This window comes from Mucilaginibacter sp. P5_A6 (assembly GCF_056400585.1).
The window spans coordinates 104551-121921 of sequence record NZ_JBFUKZ010000011.1; the positions used below are offsets into that span (position 1 = coordinate 104551).

General features: G+C 42.5%; 9 protein-coding genes. 8 read left to right on the forward strand and 1 reads right to left on the reverse strand.

Features of this window, described 5'->3' with window-relative positions; all coding sequences use genetic code 11:
• Positions 1-50: 50 nt before the first annotated feature.
• The 4 genes from AC1DO4_RS13970 to AC1DO4_RS13985 all read left to right on the forward strand — a co-directional run bounded on the left by AC1DO4_RS13970 (position 51) and on the right by AC1DO4_RS13985 (position 6151).
• Positions 51-1499, forward strand: coding sequence for a family 43 glycosylhydrolase (locus AC1DO4_RS13970; RefSeq protein ID WP_477416784.1), 1449 nt, complete (start codon positions 51-53; stop codon positions 1497-1499).
• A 55-nt stretch (positions 1500-1554) separates the two neighbouring features.
• Positions 1555-2679, forward strand: a complete 1125-nt coding sequence (locus AC1DO4_RS13975; protein WP_477416786.1) for an alpha/beta hydrolase-fold protein — start codon at positions 1555-1557, stop codon at positions 2677-2679.
• Between the two features lie 225 nt (positions 2680-2904).
• Positions 2905-4482 (forward strand): glycoside hydrolase family 43 protein, encoded by a 1578-nt coding sequence (locus tag AC1DO4_RS13980; protein WP_477416788.1) that lies wholly within the window; start codon positions 2905-2907, stop codon positions 4480-4482.
• A gap of 325 nt (positions 4483-4807) precedes the next feature.
• Entirely contained in the window at positions 4808-6151 is a 1344-nt protein-coding gene (locus AC1DO4_RS13985; RefSeq protein ID WP_477416790.1) for a family 43 glycosylhydrolase, read from the forward strand.
• 184 nt (positions 6152-6335) lie between these two features.
• On the opposite strand, the gene AC1DO4_RS13990 is transcribed toward AC1DO4_RS13985, so the two are convergent.
• On the reverse strand, positions 6336-10376 hold the full coding sequence (locus tag AC1DO4_RS13990; protein WP_477416792.1) for a hybrid sensor histidine kinase/response regulator transcription factor: 4041 nt from the start codon (positions 10374-10376) through the stop codon (positions 6336-6338).
• 785 nt (positions 10377-11161) lie between these two features.
• Between AC1DO4_RS13990 and AC1DO4_RS13995 the strand changes: the two genes are divergently transcribed.
• The 4 genes from AC1DO4_RS13995 (at position 11162) to AC1DO4_RS14010 (ending at position 17340) form a co-directional block, all read left to right on the forward strand.
• Positions 11162-13123 carry a family 43 glycosylhydrolase gene (locus tag AC1DO4_RS13995; RefSeq protein WP_477416794.1) on the forward strand — a complete coding sequence of 654 codons (1962 nt, stop codon included), beginning with the start codon at positions 11162-11164 and terminating at the stop codon, positions 13121-13123.
• A gap of 69 nt (positions 13124-13192) precedes the next feature.
• Positions 13193-14470: a family 8 glycosyl hydrolase gene (locus AC1DO4_RS14000; protein WP_477416796.1), complete on the forward strand. Its 1278-nt coding sequence runs from the start codon at positions 13193-13195 to the stop codon at positions 14468-14470.
• A gap of 27 nt (positions 14471-14497) precedes the next feature.
• On the forward strand, positions 14498-16471 hold the full coding sequence (locus tag AC1DO4_RS14005; RefSeq protein ID WP_477416798.1) for an alpha/beta hydrolase-fold protein: 1974 nt from the start codon (positions 14498-14500) through the stop codon (positions 16469-16471).
• Between the two features lie 14 nt (positions 16472-16485).
• Positions 16486-17340 carry a sialate O-acetylesterase gene (locus AC1DO4_RS14010; RefSeq protein WP_477416800.1) on the forward strand — a complete coding sequence of 285 codons (855 nt, stop codon included), beginning with the start codon at positions 16486-16488 and terminating at the stop codon, positions 17338-17340.
• Positions 17341-17371: the final 31 nt, after the last annotated feature.

Sequence of the window (17371 nt, forward strand, 5' to 3'; positions counted from 1 at the left end):
ATTAGTTGATCATCCCACTTAACGTCGAATTTGTATAGCAATTATTTATTATGAAATTAATAATAAAGGGAATAAGCACCATACCCATATTTTTATTGTGGTTAACCGGAAATGCGATAGCACAAGTTGGCAAACCATTTATACATGATCCGTCAACTATCACAAAATCTGATGGAAAGTATTTCACATTTGGAACAGGAGGAGGCGGATTAATATCCGTAGATGGCTGGACTTGGACCGGAGGCGCAGTAAGACCCGGCGGCGGAGCTGCTCCTGATGTATTAAAAATTGGTGACCGCTACCTGATTGTTTATGGCGCAACTGGCGGTGGCCTGGCGGGCGGTCATAACGGAACAATACTTACCATGTGGAATAAGTCGCTTGATCAAAAATCCCCTGATTTTAAATATTCAGAGGCTGTCGAAGTTGCCTCGTCCGATGGGATAGAGGATAATGACGCGATAGATCCGGGGCTTCTTCTGGACCCAAACGATGGAAGGTTATGGTTATCATACGGTACCTATTTTGGGTATATACGCCTTGTGGAACTTGATCCCAAAACGGGTAAGCGTGTGGAAGGTAATAAAGCATTAAACATAGCCATCGATTGTGAAGCCACAGATCTGTTATATCGGGACGGATGGTACTATTTGCTTGGAACACACGGCACATGCTGTGACGGCCCAAACTCAACTTATAATATTGTTGTTGGCCGCTCCAAAAAGATAACAGGTCCATACCTTGATAACATGGGAAGAGGTATGTTGAAGGGAGGTGGTAAAATGGTAGTTGCAGCTGGCGATAGGTTGATTGGGCCAGGGCATTTTGGACGTATAGTAGTTGAAAACGGCGTTGAAAAGATGTCTTGTCATTACGAGGCAGATCTGGATCAAAGTGGTCGTAGCGTGTTAGGCATCCGCCCGTTACTATGGAAAAATGGATGGCCTGTTGCGGGTGATAATTTTAAGGATGGAACTTACGAAATTGAGTCTGAGCGAAGGGGATACGCCTTAGAATTAGGTGTTGATTTTATAAGAATGCCGGGTGGAATGCGATTTAACCGAAATAATGATGAACCCGTAAAACCGGTGCCGTCCCAGGAATTAGCAGATGTAGTTAAAAGCTGGCCAGCTGGAAACATTGGTGTAAGGATAGGTGATTATGTATTCCGTCCACATCAAAAATGGACTATTTCACAAGTTCCTGCCGCAGGAGGATATTTAGGCGGACCATATTATAAAATAGTAATTGCCGGAACAGACCGTGCATTAGCAGCAACAGCAGAAGCTGAACTGATAACAGTTCCAACGTTTACCGGCGCGCCCGAACAATTATGGCGAATTGATCAGTTGACTGATGGAACTTATAGAATTATGCCAAAAGTGGTTCCAAATTCGAAAGAGCAATTGACTTTAGTATCTTCTGGCGACAGCACACCTACACTCGCCAAATTTGATATGAATAGTGATAATTCTAAGTGGAATTTTAGGACTCACTAACTTATTTAAATGTGATCTGGAAATGCAACTATCCTGAAACTTAAATTATGCAGATATGAATTTTAAATGTTTAGTTATTGTATTAATGGTTACCCTGGCCAGTAGTATTGGCAAGGCCCAAACGCCTGTAGATATCAAGGAAGATTTTCAAGCTTCCGGCCTTAACCAGCCGGGGCAGGAATATCCCCAGGTTAATTCGCAAGGTTATGCACGTTTTCGTATAAAGGCAACTAATGCCGACAGCATACGGGTTACTTTAGGCCTGGGCGGAAGAGGGGGTACTAAACTTACCAAAGGCGCTGACGGATATTTTTCTGGCACAACGGAAGGTCCAATGGACGAGGGGTTTCACTACTACCATTTAATAGTTGATGGCGGCATATTTAATGACCCGGGCACATTGAATTATTATGGATCCACCCGTTGGGAAAGCGGTATAGAAATACCGGCCCATGACAAGAACTTTTATGCATTGAAGGATGTACCTCACGGTAATGTGCAGCAAATACTTTTTCCTTCAAAAAGTACAAACACCCAGCGGAGGGCTTTCGTTTACACACCTCCGGGTTACGATAAGGAAAGATCGAAGAAATACCCGGTGCTGTATTTACAACACGGCTGGGGCGAAGACGAGACTGCATGGAGCAACCAGGGGCATGCCAATCTGATCATGGATAATTTAATTGCCGAAGGCAAAATAAAACCCTTCATTATAGTGATGAGTTATGGCATGACCAACGATGTTAAAATAGGAGCGGGCGGTTTGAGGAATTTTAAGATAGATGCTTTTGAAACCGTATTAACAAATGAATTAGTGCCTTATGTGGATGCCAGCTTCCGTACAGTTGCAGATAGGGCGCACCGTGCGATGGCAGGTTTATCAATGGGAGGCATGGAAACGCATTTGATAACACTTGTTAAGCCAGATGAATTTGCATACTACGGTCTTTTAAGCGGAGGGACTTATACTCCCGCCGAATTAAAGGATAAACCTAAAGCTAAGCTCATTTTTATAAGTTGCGGCAGCAAGGAAAATCCTGCTGGCGTAAATAAAGCTGCGGCTGCATTAAAAGAAGCGGGTTACAATGCCGTATCTTTTATTTCAGAGAATACTGCCCATGAATTTCAAACCTGGCGCCGCAGCCTGAAAGAACTTGCACCGCTGTTGTTTAATGACTGAGTGGTCTTGTTGTGTTAATATATTAAGTACGCTTAATTGTGAGCAAGCAATTAAGCGTGTTTTTTTAATATCTATGTATATCATAAAGTATTCAAGATGCAATAATTCCTCAAAGTATTTAATTTCCGTGCTGGAAATTGATTTCAAATTTGCCTGCTGCAGGTATAAATGCTTGCTTTGGCAGTGACGCTAATTGCTTAAAAATAACAACATAACCATCCGAGTATGAGTGAAATTTTCAATAATCTTCTTTTGGGAATAGCATTTTTTTTGTTGGCCCCATCCGTGTCTTTTGCACAAACGGCTCATAATCCAATTATTTATGCAGATGTGCCTGATCTTTCAATGATCAGGGTGGGTAATGCATACTACATGAGCAGTACTACTATGCATATGAGCCCTGGGGTGCCGATAATGAAATCTATGGATTTAGTCAATTGGAAACTTGTTAGCTATGCGTATGATATTTTAGACGACACTGATGACCTGAACCTAAAAAATGGCCAAAGCAGTTATGGACGAGGTTCGTGGGCAAGCAGCCTGCGTTATCATAATGGCATTTACTATGTATCTACCTTTGCGGGCAATACCGGCAAAACTTATATTTATACCACTCATAATATTGAAAAAGGCCCGTGGAAGGCTTTATCCTTTAAACCAAGCCTGCATGACCATTCCTTGTTTTTTGACGATGATGGTAAAATTTATATGATTTACGGAAGCGGGCGCATCATGTTAGCTCAATTAAAGGATGATCTTTCGGGAATAAAACCCGGCGCAAAGCCACAGGTGTTGATAGAGAATGCCAGCCTGGCTGCCGGACCGAGTTTAGGATTGCCGGCAGAAGGTTCTCAGATGTTTAAAATCAATGGGAAATATTACCTGTTCAATATTTCATGGCCGCGTGGTGGAATGCGAAGTGTTCTTATTCACCGCGCAGACAATATTACTGGCCCCTACGAGGGGTGCCTTGCATTACAGGATAAAGGCGTAGCCCAGGGTGGTTTAGTAAGTACACCCAATGGCCGGTGGTTTGCGTATCTTTTCCGCGATTTTGGTTCAGTAGGCCGGGTGCCTTACCTGGTTCCTGTAAATTGGGAGGATGGTTGGCCTGTATTGGGTATAAATCATCAAGCCCCCGATACTGTTGCCTTGCCGGCAAACAAATCATTAATGCCAGGGATAATCTCGTCGGATGAATTTAACCGTATGCGCGGTGAACGCGATTTACCCCTGGTTTGGCAATGGAACCATAACCCGGTTAACCAATTATGGTCTGTAAGACAGCGTAAGGGATACCTTAGGTTAACTACCGGGAGGCTTGATACAACTTTAGTGGCAGCAAGAAATATACTTACACAACGCACGTGTGGCCCGGAATGCTCAGCTATAACGGCTGTTGATGTATCTGGGCTTAAGGATGGCGACCATGCCGGCCTTGCATTGTTGCAGCGAAAATTTGGATGGGTGGGCGTAAAGGTCGAAAACGGGAATAAGTTTATCGTTATGGTAAATGCGCAGGGTGCTTCACCAACAGAGTTGGCAAGTATTCCGTTAACCCAAAAACTTGTGTATTTAAAGGCAGCGTGTGATTTTAAAGACAGGGCCGACAAAGCTTATTTTTATTATAGCACCGACGGAAATAATTGGATATCAATTGGCTCCACGCTTCAAATGGCTTATACCATTCCACACTTTATGGGTTACAGGTTTGGTCTTTTTAACTACGCCACAAAAGCGACGGGAGGATATGCCGACTTCGATTATTTTCGGTTAAGCGATAAAATCTCAACCCAACATTAAACCAGTTGTTTATCAAGATAGGATAAGTTTTTACTGAAAGCGACTGCTTGAAGCAGTTATGCGCTTTAAACAAAGTAAAAACACAATAATTTATTTGATTATAAACAACAGTGTTACAATTGTATTAATCCGTGCTATTCTGAAACTGGTAATCACTTTACCTTGCAGCACTATCCCTTACTGAAACAGGCCTGTAACCAGAATAGTAGTATGCTTTTAATAAATAAAAACTATGAAAAACTTAACACCACTTTTTGCATTTTTTCTGTGGCCGGCAAATGAAATCGATTTTACGAACAAGATAATGAACAGTAATACATTGTAAATGATGAAGGATTTTAAGAAATGCGCAGCGCTAATTGTATCTATGTTATGGTTCAATTGTTTGATGGCGCAAAACCCACTTATACAAAACCAGTTCACCGCCGATCCCTCGGCCCGCGTTTTTAACGGCAAGGTATATCTTTATTCCTCACACGATATCCCTGCCACGCCCGGGCATGGCAAACCTGGTTGGTTTTGTATGCAGGATTATCATGTATTCTCATCGCCTAACCTAACCGATTGGACAGATCACGGCGTAATAGTAAGTCAAAATAAAGTGCCCTGGACCGACTCGACAGCATATAGCATGTGGGCTCCTGATTGTATTGAGCGGGCCGGAAAATATTATTTTTATTTCCCCGCCACTGCAAAACCCGGTAGCCCCAAAGGGTTCTCTGTTGGTGTTGCAATTGCCGACGAACCTTACGGCCCCTTCGTTCCACAGCCGTTGCCCATAGCCGGGATTCATGGCATAGATCCGAATGTACAGATCGATAAGGACGGACAGGCGTATATTTATTGGGCGCAGGGAAACCTGTACGGCGCTAAACTCAAAGCTAATATGCTTGAACTGGCATCGGAGCCGGTAAAACTTGAAGGCTTTCCAGATAAGGGCTTAAAAGAAGGGCCTTATCTATTTGAACGAAAAGGTATTTACTATATGACCTATCCGCATGTAGCTGATAAAACAGAACGGCTGGAATATGCCATGTCAGATAGCCCTTTAGGGCCTTTTAAATACGCCGGTGTGCTCATGGACGAATCAGCTTCTGGCTGCTGGACAAACCATCAATCGATTATCGAATTTAAAAATCAATGGTACTTATTTTATCATAATGACGACTTATCGCCAAGCTTTGATAAAAACCGGGCGGTACGGGCCGATAGTTTGTTTTTTAATGAAGATGGTACTATCCGCAAGGTTATTCCCACATTACGTGGCGTTGGTGTAACCGCCTCATCAAAAAAAATACAGATAGACAGGTTTAGCGCTAAAAGCGCAGATGGAGTAGAGGTGGGGTTTCTCGACACGATAAACAAATTCAAGGGTTGGAAAATTGTTTTCAATAAAACCAATTCGTGGGTGAAATATAATAGTGTGGTTTTTGGCAAAAAAACAACCGGGCACATTAACATAAATGCCTGTTCAGCAACCGGAGGAACTTTATCTATAAGTACTGAAGATAAACCGGGCAAGGTTATAGCAAAACTTGTTATACCAAAAGGAAATAACTTGAGTGTTGTTAAAAAAGCAGTTTTATCGATGCCCGGTGGTGTCAGGAACCTTATAGTAAAATTAAAAGGCAGCGGCCATGTTGAAGTTGACTGGATAAGCTTCGAATAAGCCCTATATACCGTAAGTGTCCGACAAAATTATCTGGGTGTAAAACCCGTTGATTTAAACCTGTATACACGCCGCTAAAATCAAGTGACACGAAAATTATTACAACTGTTCCTCGCTTTTTCTTACACTTTGTTTGCTCAAATGCAAAAGGCACGCGCAGATCTGCCTGGCATAGAAGGCATTGTTACAATGACATAAGAGCCTCTTTTTTATCCATCACGCTGCTATTCTCTACCTTTCTATAATCGGATGGAAGCATATTAAACTTCTCTCTAAACGACCGTGAAAAATAATGAGGTGTCGCAAAACCTGCCTCATAGGCTATTTGTGTAACGGTTAAATCACTCTTCAGAAGCAATATTGCGGCCCGGTCGAGTTTATATGATCGGATAAATTCAACAGGGGGAAGACCGGTAAGCTCAAATATTTTGGTGTAGAGCGCCCCCCTGCTCATCGACAAATGTTCGCTGAGATCTACAACAGAGAATTTTGGATTATTTAAGTTGTTGTCTATGTAATTGACCACCTTATTTAAAAAAATTTCTCCGCTCGATGACACCTCTATGTCCGGGTGAATAACTTTTAATTGCTTTTTATAGGTGTTTTTAAGCATGGTGTTGAGTTGCAAAAGATTTTTAATCTTGACATTTAAAATTTCAAAATTAAAGGGTTTGGTCAAGTAATCGTTTGCCCCTGATTCGAGTCCTCTCAGCTGCTCATCTTCGCGTGTGCAGGCGGTAAGCATTATCAATGGGATGTGGCTGGTACGTTTATCGGCTTTTATTTTCCTGCTCAGCGTAATGCCATTCATAAATGGCATAGTTATATCGCTAATGATCAAATCAGGATGGCATGATAGCGCCTTATCCCAACCCTCTATACCATTTGAAGCCTCAACAATTTTATATTGGGCCATTAAACTATCTTTAATATAATAGCGAAACTCATCGTTATCTTCTACAATAAGCAGTACCGGCATGTCTGTAATTGCCTGGGCAATATTTCTTTTTATACGGAGATCTTTTTCTTTAATATCTGTTTTAACCGGCAGCTGAATTTCTATTGACCTATCAGCAAAAACTTCAAGAGGAATTAACACGCTGAAATCTGAACCTTTTCCTAATTCACTTTTAACAGTAATGCTGCCACCGTGCATTTCAACAAACTCTTTGGTGATTGAAAGACCGATTCCGCTTCCCGGATTTACGTTTCCTATATTAGGATCCCCAGCCTGATAAAATCGTTTAAATATTAAATCTTTTCTCTCCGGGTCAATACCAATACCTGTGTCACTTATTTTGAATTCCAACACCGCTTTATCTATGTTGGATGTGGGATGCCTGGTAATATTAACAGAAACCATCCCTCCGGGTAATGTAAATTTGAAAGCGTTGGAGAGCAGGTTAAATAAAATACGCTCCAATTTGTCGTGATCAAAGCGTACGAACAATTTTTCCTGAGGCGCCTTATAATTAAAGGTGATGCTTTTCGATTCCGACAAATCATGAAAAGAATCTACAACATCGCCTATGAATGAAATTATTTCACCTTCGGTCAGGTTAAGCTTTAATTCTTGTTCTTCTAATTTGCGGAAATCTAAAAGTTGGTTTACCAAATTCAACAGCCGTCGCGCATTTCGTCGTATCACTGCCAGTTGTCCTGTGGTTTGCTCGTCCTTATGTTCTGCTAATAGCTTATCTGCTGGCGCCATGATAAGTGAAATTGGCGTGCGGAACTCGTGGCTTAGGTTGGTAAGAAATTTAATCTTAAGCACATCAAGTTCATGCAGCCGTTCTGCTTCCTTTCTTTCCTGTTCAAGCGCCAGTTTACTTTTTAATTTTTTTATACCCCGGTGACGGATGAACAGAAGTGTGCCAACAGCTATCAACGCATATAGCAAATAGGCGTACCAGGTCATCCATATTGGTGGGTGGATCACGATGCGGATTTGTGCGCCTGTGTTGTTCCATATTCCATCGTTGTTGCAAGCCCGCACTACAAACAGGTATTCTCCCGGGTCTAAATTGGTATAGTACGCCGTGGTGGCCGAACCGACATAATTCCAGCTTTTATTGAATGATTTAAGAATGTAGGCATATTTGTTCTGCTGTGGAAGCGTAAAATTAATTGCAGAATAACTGATCGAAAAGTTTTCCTTGTAATCCAGGTCAATCTGCTTCGCTACCGAAATATCTTGTTTAAGTGGCGAGTGGCTGCCAGATAATACATTGTTATTATTTACTTTAAGGTTGGTTAAAAATACCGGGGGGGCATTGTTGTTACTTTTTACCTCTTGCTGTGGGTCAATATAATTAAAGCCCTTGGCACCGCCAAAGAAAAGCAGTCCTTTGGTTGACCGGAGGCCCGAGCCGTCGATGAAAGCATCATTTTGCAGGCCATTGTGGGCGGAATAATGAGTGAACTTTTTCGACACCGTATTAAACGTACATATGCCTTTATCAGTACTTAACCATATGTTACCGCTATAGTCTTCCAGTAGTTTATGCACTACTCCGTCTGGCAGTTCGTCTGGTGCGGAGTAATTAACCAATTTTTTTTTGCTCAGATTAAAGCAATATAACCCATCTCCGGCAGTGCCAATCCACATATTGCCATTATGGTCCTGCAATAGCGAAAACGGGCGGTCGATAGCCATTCCGGTATTTTTATTATTATACACCCTGAACTTTTGAGTTGTAGGATTTAAAACTGCTATTCCACTGCCATAGGTGCCAATCCAAATATTTCCCTCTTTATCCTCTTCAATAGCCCTGATAAAACCATTAACAGGCAACTGCCTTTCCCGGGCAGAAGCGGGAGTTGATACGTATTTAAAAAAAGTCTTTTTACCAGGGTCATACACATTAACCCCGCCGCCATTGGTCCCTATCCATATTTTGCCCTTGCTGCTTTCCTTCAAACAAAAAATTTCGTTGTTGTTTATATGCGCATCATCTTTTCCTGCATTTAACTGTTGGTACCCGCCGGTTTTTGTATCGTAAATGAACAGGCCGTCCTGAAAAGTGCCGATCCAAAGTTGTTGGTTGCGGTCAAGCATCATACTTAATATCGGAAGACCGGCAGAATTATTTCTTGTTTTAGATTTTATAGCAATGTGGCTGAACAAACCGCTCCTGATATGAAAAAGATTCAAGCCTCCGCCATCTGTACCAACAAACAGATCTCCGTCTTTGTTCTCGGCGAACGATGAAACGAAAGGGGCGCTTAGTCCGGCAGGATCATAAGCATTATTTTGCTTTGAATTAAATAAGGTAAGGTTTCTGTCATACTTATCCACGCCTCCCTGGTAAGTGCCAAGCCAATAAATCCCATCGGGATCATTATAAATGCAGCGGATAGATTTGCTGCTTACACTGAATTTGTCCCGGTCGTCATGATTGTAGCGTTTTACCTTTCCGGATGCCGGATCTAAAATATTCAAACCGCCTTCGGTGCCTACCCAAATTTTATTACCGTTCGCGGCTATGCTATAAATAAGGTTGCCGCTGAGCGTACTATCGTCATTAGGCGTGTATTTAAAATTTTTAAAAGTTTTTAAATCCGGCGATAAACAGCTTAATCCATCATTAGTTCCTATCCATAACCTGTGCTGGTATTCGGCTATGGTATTTATTCCCTCGCTTGGGATACTTGAGAGGGCGTTGTTTTCATGTCGAAAGGCAATGAAGCTGCTTGATGCTTCATGATAAAGATAGAGGCCTTTATCCGTACCAATCCACATTCGCCCCTGGCTATCCCTGAAGATGGATAATATGACACCCGAATGGAGCTGCCCCGGTTTGTGTTCGTCGGCCTTATAAAATATTTCTTTTTTTGTTTTGGGATCAAGTATGCACAAGCCTCCTAGCATACCTATCCAAAGACGGCCATGAGCATCACCATAAATAGATTTTATATAGCTGTTTGCAAGATGGCCACCTGCAGGACTCTCCGGATAGGTCCGGAACTGATCGTGAGAACGGTCGAGGTAATATAAACCGCCCCCCATCGTACCTACCCAAAACTGCCCTGCTTCATCCTCATACATGCTTGTCACTTCTTTGGAGCGATAGCCTGATTTATCTGCCGGATCAAAGCGATATGGCTTATGTTCCATACCGTCAAATCTGTCCAGCCCATCGGCGGTTGCAAACCATAAAAATCCGTAATGGTCCTTTATGATCGCATTAACCGTATTCGAGAGCAAACCGTCGTGAGATGTCATTACAGTAAATCGTATAGCCTGCCCGCGGCATTGAATAGTGATGCCGAGTGATACCGTTAATATAATTAAAAACAACCGGGTAACCGTAGTGTGCTTATGTGAAAGAGAGGGATTTAACATGCCAAATGCCATAGCTTTTTTAAAAAATGCACAGCCATCCGTTTTTATCGGCAGATGATTGTACTGATAAATTTAATTTCGAAAACAAGAGGTTTATAAAGGTGCGACTTCAAACGTTTACTGAAAATCACATAACGTAAATGTAAACCATAAATCTACAAAAAACAATCGATTGCATAAATAAAAAAATAGTGACATAAACTGGATATCTGGCGAAATGTTTATATGCATATTTGAATATGATAGCGTAACATATCCGATAACACCCTCTTAATTTATTGCAAATTGAGGGCAGCAGTTTATTATTGATATGCCTTCAGTATAACGATTTCTTTCGGCGCCGAAATGGGATGTTAAGCTAGTAAATGATTTAGGATTTTTGATATTGTGCGCCTGATTAAGGCGTCGGTGTCACAAAAGACCACTTATTTCAACTAAAGTGTTGATTTATTCAACATTTGTGGCACATCAAGTTCTGTTTTCAAAATACTTTTGGTCGAAGTTGATTTAACAATTGTTGGTTTCACCATTGTTCCATTTTTTATTCAGTAAACTAAATTCTGAGGCTATGGATGATTAATACTTATTCGCCAGGTGAACCACCAATTTTTGAACCAACACTTCAATTTAAAACGCCTGGGTACAATCTGAATTAACTAAATATCATGAACCAATTCATCCGGCTTATTGGCCTTATAACCGTTTTCTCGCTCATCGTTTTATACGCAAATGGACAAGGAAAAATGCCAGATTCCGCTGTGTTTTATCAAACAGTTAACACCTATGTGAATCCAGTTTTACCTGGCGACCACCCGGACCCCACCTTACTTAAAGTGGGAGATGATTTTTATCACTGCGGATCTTCCTTTCATTTTAATCCCTACTTGCCCATTTATCACTCAAAAGATCTTGTTCATTGGGAAGTAATAAGCAGAGTGCTCCCATCATCAAAAGCGGCCTGGGTTAATGACCGGCCTTCAGCTGGGATCTGGCAGGGTGCCATAACCTATTTTTACGGCTCCTACTGGATATATTTTTCGGCCGGAGGGCAGTGGTTTTGTAAGGCAAGCTCCCCTAAAGGGCCGTGGTCAAGTCCCGTACAAGTAAAGTCTAATCCTGAAACAGGTAATCTTGGTTATGACAACTCAATTTTTGTGGATGATGACGGAAAACCGTATATGGTGATAAAAAACGGTCAAAAAGTTAATCGTTTGCAAGCCTTGGGTAAGGATGGGCAATTGACAGAAAGTGTGATTAATCTCGACTGGGTAAACGCAAAGCTACAGTATAGCTGGGCAGAAGGCCCTGTAATGTGTAAACGCAATGGCTATTATTATTACTTTCCGGCTGGTGATGTTACAGGCGGACAATATGTTTTAAGAGGAAGATCATTGACAGGCGATTCGACAAAATGGGAAAGGCTGGGTGGTTTTTTTAAACCGGTTACCGATAGTAAGACAGGTTTTCGTCGTCCTAACCACATTTCAGCTCCCGTTCAATTAGCCGATGGCACCTGGTGGACTATCGGACAGAGCTATGAGAAGTACGACGGCGACGATTGGTCAGGTGCCGGACGCCAAACCGCTCTTTATCCCGTAACATGGGAGGGCGACAGGCCCTGGGGCATGGCGCCAACCGCCTCGCCTATCCAGAAACCGAACCTGCCACAGTCGGGTATTTCATGGACAAGTGTGAAAACAGATTATTTTGATAGCGGTGAATTAAGCCTGAATTGGCATTTCCTCACCAAAAAAGCGTCAGCCTCTTATTCGCTTACCGCGCGGAGGGGATGGATAAGGCTTACGCCCGATTCTGCCCGAACCCACCTTGTTCAAAAGGAAACGGACCACTATTATTCTGCTGTTACAAAGGTTGACCTGCGTGCAACCAATGACAGCGTTAAGGCTGGTATTTATCTTACTAACGGAAACCAGGCGGTGGTGGTGAGGCTTTACAGCGGTTACAACAATGGGAGGAAAATTGTTTTTACAATGGATACCGCGACTCGGAGCGCGCCAAACATCTTCGGAAACATCGTTTGGCTGAAACTGGAAAGAAACCGCCACGAGCTAACCGGATATTATAGCGGCGACGGAAAAGCCTGGATTTCTTTAGGCAGGCCAATTAACGCAGTTAAACTTGATGAAGCCCAACCAAATTTTAATTCATGGGTAGGAACAAGTGTAGGGTTATTTGCAGAAGGAAAGCCGGCGGACTTCGACGGTTTTATTTGCAAAGACGGATCCTCCTCATTACCAGCAGCAGGCTATCGTAATTACTATGGAATAGCCACTGGTAATAAAGGGAAGTGGAAAACGGTAACCAATACATCCGTATATGGCGGATGGTTTATGATATCCGGTGTGGAAATCGGAAGTCAGTCGCCGTCTTCGGTCCAGGTAGTTGCTTCCTCAAAACGCAAAGGCACGCTTCAAATATGGCTGGATGATCTTCGGACCGGTAAATTGATAGCTACAATACCGCTAAACGCTACAGGCAACGGTAATTATAAAACATTTAGTAAACAACTTAAAAATGTTACCGGGCAACATGACGTTTTTGTGCGGTATCCTGCTGGCCTTCCACAAGCAATCTTTATTAAAAGCATTAGATTTCCTGGTAAGTAAGGTTGCTTTTAGTTATTAACCCATGAGAAAAATAGTAAGACATAATCTTTATTAAACCAGAATGTGAGTATGAAAAAAATAGTGTTATTGTATGTAATAGTTGCTTTGCTGCCTGCTTTGGCAAATAGTCAAAGTCAGAAAACTTTAAAAAAAATGCCGGGTAAAGGGGTTTTTGCTTCCGGCGTTTATCCTAATCTTTTTCATGAAGCGGGATATAACAAGGGAGATATCAACATTAAAGTCGCGAAGGCTTATCATGATGTGTTTGAAGGCCCCAACAAAGTTTATTTCGAGGTGGGCGATTCAATGGCATATGTGTCTGATGTGAAAAACCACGATGCCAGAACCGAGGGCCTTTCATATGGTATGATGATCGCCGTGCAGCTTAATAAAAAAGATGTTTTTGACCGTATATGGCGGTGGTCAAAAAAATATCTTCAACACCAGGACGGACCAAGCGAAGGATATTTTGCCTGGAGCATTAATCCTAAAACGATGAAGCATAATTCGGAAGGTTCCGCATCCGACGGAGAATTATACTATATCACCGACCTGCTTTTTGCCTCCAACCGGTGGGGAAATAGTACAGGTATTGATTATTATGGAGAGGCCAGGAGAATACTGGATGCCATGTGGAAAAAAGACGGTACCGGGAATGTTCATCCTTTAATAAACATTGCGGCGAAACAAATTTCCTTTGTGCCCGAAGGCGCCGGATATGGATGGACAGATCCTTCCTATCATTTGCCTGCGTTTTACGAAGTATGGGCGCTTTATGCAAAAGACGGCCATGAACAATTTTACTGGGACTGTGCAGATACCGCAAGGGTGTTTTTACACAGGGCCTGCGATCCCGTTACGGCACTTAACGCTGATAACACAGATTTCAATGGTAAATCACTCGGCGGAAAGCGAATGCCGTCGGCTTTCCGTTTCGACTCCTGGCGTGTACCAATGAATATCGCAATGGATTATGTGTGGTTCGGGAAAGACAAAAAGTGGCAGCAAAATTATGCGAGGCGCTTTCAAAACTTTTTACGATCAAAGGGAATAAATGATTTCCAGGATCAGTTTAATACAGATGGGTCCACGCCTGCCTTTATTCTACCCGCAGGGGGAGTTAGGAAGTTAAGGCATTCATTGGGATTGGTGGCCACCTCTGCCGCGGCCACGCTAATGATAGCCGATGATACAAAATTCGATTTCGTTAAGCCTCTTTGGAACGCTAAGCTTGAGCCTTATGCGGATGGATATTTCGATCCATATTATGACGGCTTGTTGTATTTATTCAGCCTGATGCACCTGAGCGGCAAATACCAGCTAATACAACCACAAACCAACCGATAATTTATTTACCTATAAACAATATTAACAATGAACAGATTAAAATATTTTAAGCAGCTTTTTTTCGCGGCATGTGCCGTTCTTTTCTTTAGCATACCAGTTTACGCACAAGATATAGTCAACCAGGCACGGGCCGGTTTTGATGTATTTCGTACAGATATTCCGCATGGCAAAATTGATACCATCACTTATCAATCAAAAACCGTGGGGAATACCCGCCGCGCGCTTATTTACACACCTCCCGGATATTCCAAAAGCAAAAAATACCCTGTACTGTATCTTTTGCATGGTATTGGTGGCGATGAAAAAGAATGGTATAACGGCGGTAGTCCCCAGGTTATATTGGATAACCTTTATGCACAAGGTAAAATTGTACCCATGATAGTAGTGTTGCCGAACGGCAGGGCTATAAAGGATGACCGCGCTACGGGAAATATAATGGCACCCGATAAGGTACAAGGATTTGCCGTTTTTGAAAAAGATTTGCTGAACGATCTGATCCCATTTATTGATAGTAAATACCGCGTATATACTGATAAAGATCACAGGGCAGTGGCCGGTCTTTCAATGGGTGGGGGGCAATCATTAAATTTCGGCTTGGGAAACCTCGACGTATTTTCATGGGTTGGTGGTTTTTCTTCAGCGCCTAATACCAAAAAGCCTGAAGAGTTGCTGCCCAACCCCGAAGCGGTAAAAAGTAAGCTAAAATTACTTTGGATATCATGTGGATCAAGCGACGGGCTAATCGCATTCAGCAAACGAACTCACGATTACCTGGAAGAAAAAAAAGTACCGCATATCTACTATATAGAGCCGGGTGTTCATAACTTTAAGGTTTGGAAAAACGGCTTATATATGTTTTCACAACTGATTTTTAAGCCGGTAAATGTTTCCACATTCTCCCAATATTCTTATAATGAAGTAGGTATACCGGCGCCCACTAATATTCCGGACGTAAAGTACCCGCAAATATTTCCAGACAATACAGTTTTTTTTCGCGTAAAGGCACCGGAGGCAAAGAGTGTTCAGATTGACCTATTGAAAAAATACCCAATGACTAAGGACACCGGGGGGTATTGGACAGTAACTACCGACCCAATTGTATTAGGATTCCATTACTATTCTTTGATAATTGATGGCGTATCCGTTGTCGACCCCGCTAGTCAAACTTTTTACGGTATGGGGAGAATGGCAAGTGGTATTGATATTCCTGATCCGGAAGGCGATTTTTATACAATAAAGGACGTACCTCATGGCGAAGTGCGTTCAGTAAACTACTATTCAAACATAACAAAGGCATGGAGGCGGGCAAACGTATACACGCCCCCCGGTTATGATATACAAACCGAAATGAGATATCCGGTACTTTACTTACAACATGGTTCGGGCGAAGACGAAACCGGCTGGCCTGCACAAGGTAAAATGAATTTTATATTGGACAACTTGTTTGCCGGGAAACAGGCAACGCCTATGATAGTTGTTATGGATAGGGGATATGCCACAGATCCAACACAGCCGGTAACCAGCACGCCCCGGGGAATGAGCATGGCAGGCAATGTTTTTCCGGATGTGCTTGTAAAGGAAATTATCCCGATGGTTGATGCAAAATTCAGGACGCTTGCTGATCGCGATCACCGTGCTATGGCAGGGCTTTCAATGGGCGGGTTTCAAACCTTTCAGACTACCATGACCAACCTTGACAAGTTTGCCTATGTGGGAGGTTTTAGCGGCGCGGGCTTCATGCAGCCAGGTACCGATATAACTAAAATGTACAATGGCGTATTTGTCGATGCAAATGCATTTAACCAAAAGGTTAAAGTGCTTTATTTAAGTATTGGTACTACCGAACCGGAAAGGATGCAGACCACGGTAAAGGGCTTTCATGAGGCGCTTGAAAAGGCTGGCATTAAGCAGGTGTTTTACGAATCGCCGGGCACTGCGCATGAGTGGCAATCCTGGAGACGTTCCTTAAACCAGTTTGCAAGCCTGATATTCAAAAATTGAGATCAAACATGAAAATGAAGCTTAGATTAATGGCGGTGACATGCCTCATATTGTTGAGCTTGAAAAGTTTTTCGCAAGACAAGAATTTTTACATATTTATCTGCTTTGGCCAATCAAATATGGAGGGTAATGCGAAAATTGAAGCCGAGGACACTACCGCTGTTGATAGCAGGTTCCGGATGTTGCAGGCTGTCGATTGTGCGGACAGAGGTCGGATAAAAGATACTTGGTATACGGCCGTACCGCCATTGGCGAGGTGCAAAACGGGTTTAACACCGACAGATTATTTCGGCCGGACTTTGGTGGCTAACCTACCTGAAAAAATAAGGGTCGGTATAATAAATGTCTCTGTGGCCGGTGCCAAAATCGAAGTTTTTGAAAAGGATAGTTATCAATCATATCTTGCAACGGCCCCCGGCTGGATGAAAGGTATAGTGGCTGAATATGGTGGGAACCCCTACGCAAGGTTGATAGAACTGGCCAGATTAGCTCAAAAATCAGGTATAATTAAAGGTGTTTTGTTACACCAGGGAGAATCGAATCCTAACGATACGCTATGGACAAGAAAAGTAAAGGGAATTTATGATAATTTGATCAGGGATTTAAACCTGAAGTCTAAAAAAGTGCCTTTACTTGCAGGCGAGTTAGTAAATGCTGACCAGGGAGGTGCTTGCGCTAACATGAACAAGATTATTGCAACGCTGCCTCAAACAGTTGCTAATTCATACGTTATTTCTTCTGCAGGTTGCGCTTGCTCCTCCGATCATTTGCATTTTACTGCCGAGGGGGCCAGGTTATTAGGAAAACGATATGGCGGGGCGATGCTTTCCTTGTTGGGTTATAAGCTTAAAGAAACCGTTAAACTTTAACCAGTTAAAGATGAACAACGCTTGGCGATGT

Excerpts from the sequence above, each read along its gene's own strand:
- AC1DO4_RS14005 (WP_477416798.1), top strand. The coding sequence starts at position 14,498 with ATGAACAGATTAAAATATTTTAAGCAGCTTTTTTTCGCGGCATGTGCC.
- AC1DO4_RS13985 (WP_477416790.1), top strand. The coding sequence starts at position 4,808 with ATGATGAAGGATTTTAAGAAATGCGCAGCGCTAATTGTATCTATGTTA.
- AC1DO4_RS13980 (WP_477416788.1), top strand. The coding sequence starts at position 2,905 with ATGAGTGAAATTTTCAATAATCTTCTTTTGGGAATAGCATTTTTTTTG.
- AC1DO4_RS13995 (WP_477416794.1), top strand. The coding sequence starts at position 11,162 with ATGAACCAATTCATCCGGCTTATTGGCCTTATAACCGTTTTCTCGCTC.
- AC1DO4_RS13990 (WP_477416792.1), bottom strand. The coding sequence starts at position 10,376 with ATGACATCTCACGACGGTTTGCTCTCGAATACGGTTAATGCGATCATA.
- AC1DO4_RS13975 (WP_477416786.1), top strand. The coding sequence starts at position 1,555 with ATGAATTTTAAATGTTTAGTTATTGTATTAATGGTTACCCTGGCCAGT.
- AC1DO4_RS14010 (WP_477416800.1), top strand. The coding sequence starts at position 16,486 with ATGAAGCTTAGATTAATGGCGGTGACATGCCTCATATTGTTGAGCTTG.
- AC1DO4_RS13970 (WP_477416784.1), top strand. The coding sequence starts at position 51 with ATGAAATTAATAATAAAGGGAATAAGCACCATACCCATATTTTTATTG.
- AC1DO4_RS14000 (WP_477416796.1), top strand. The coding sequence starts at position 13,193 with ATGAAAAAAATAGTGTTATTGTATGTAATAGTTGCTTTGCTGCCTGCT.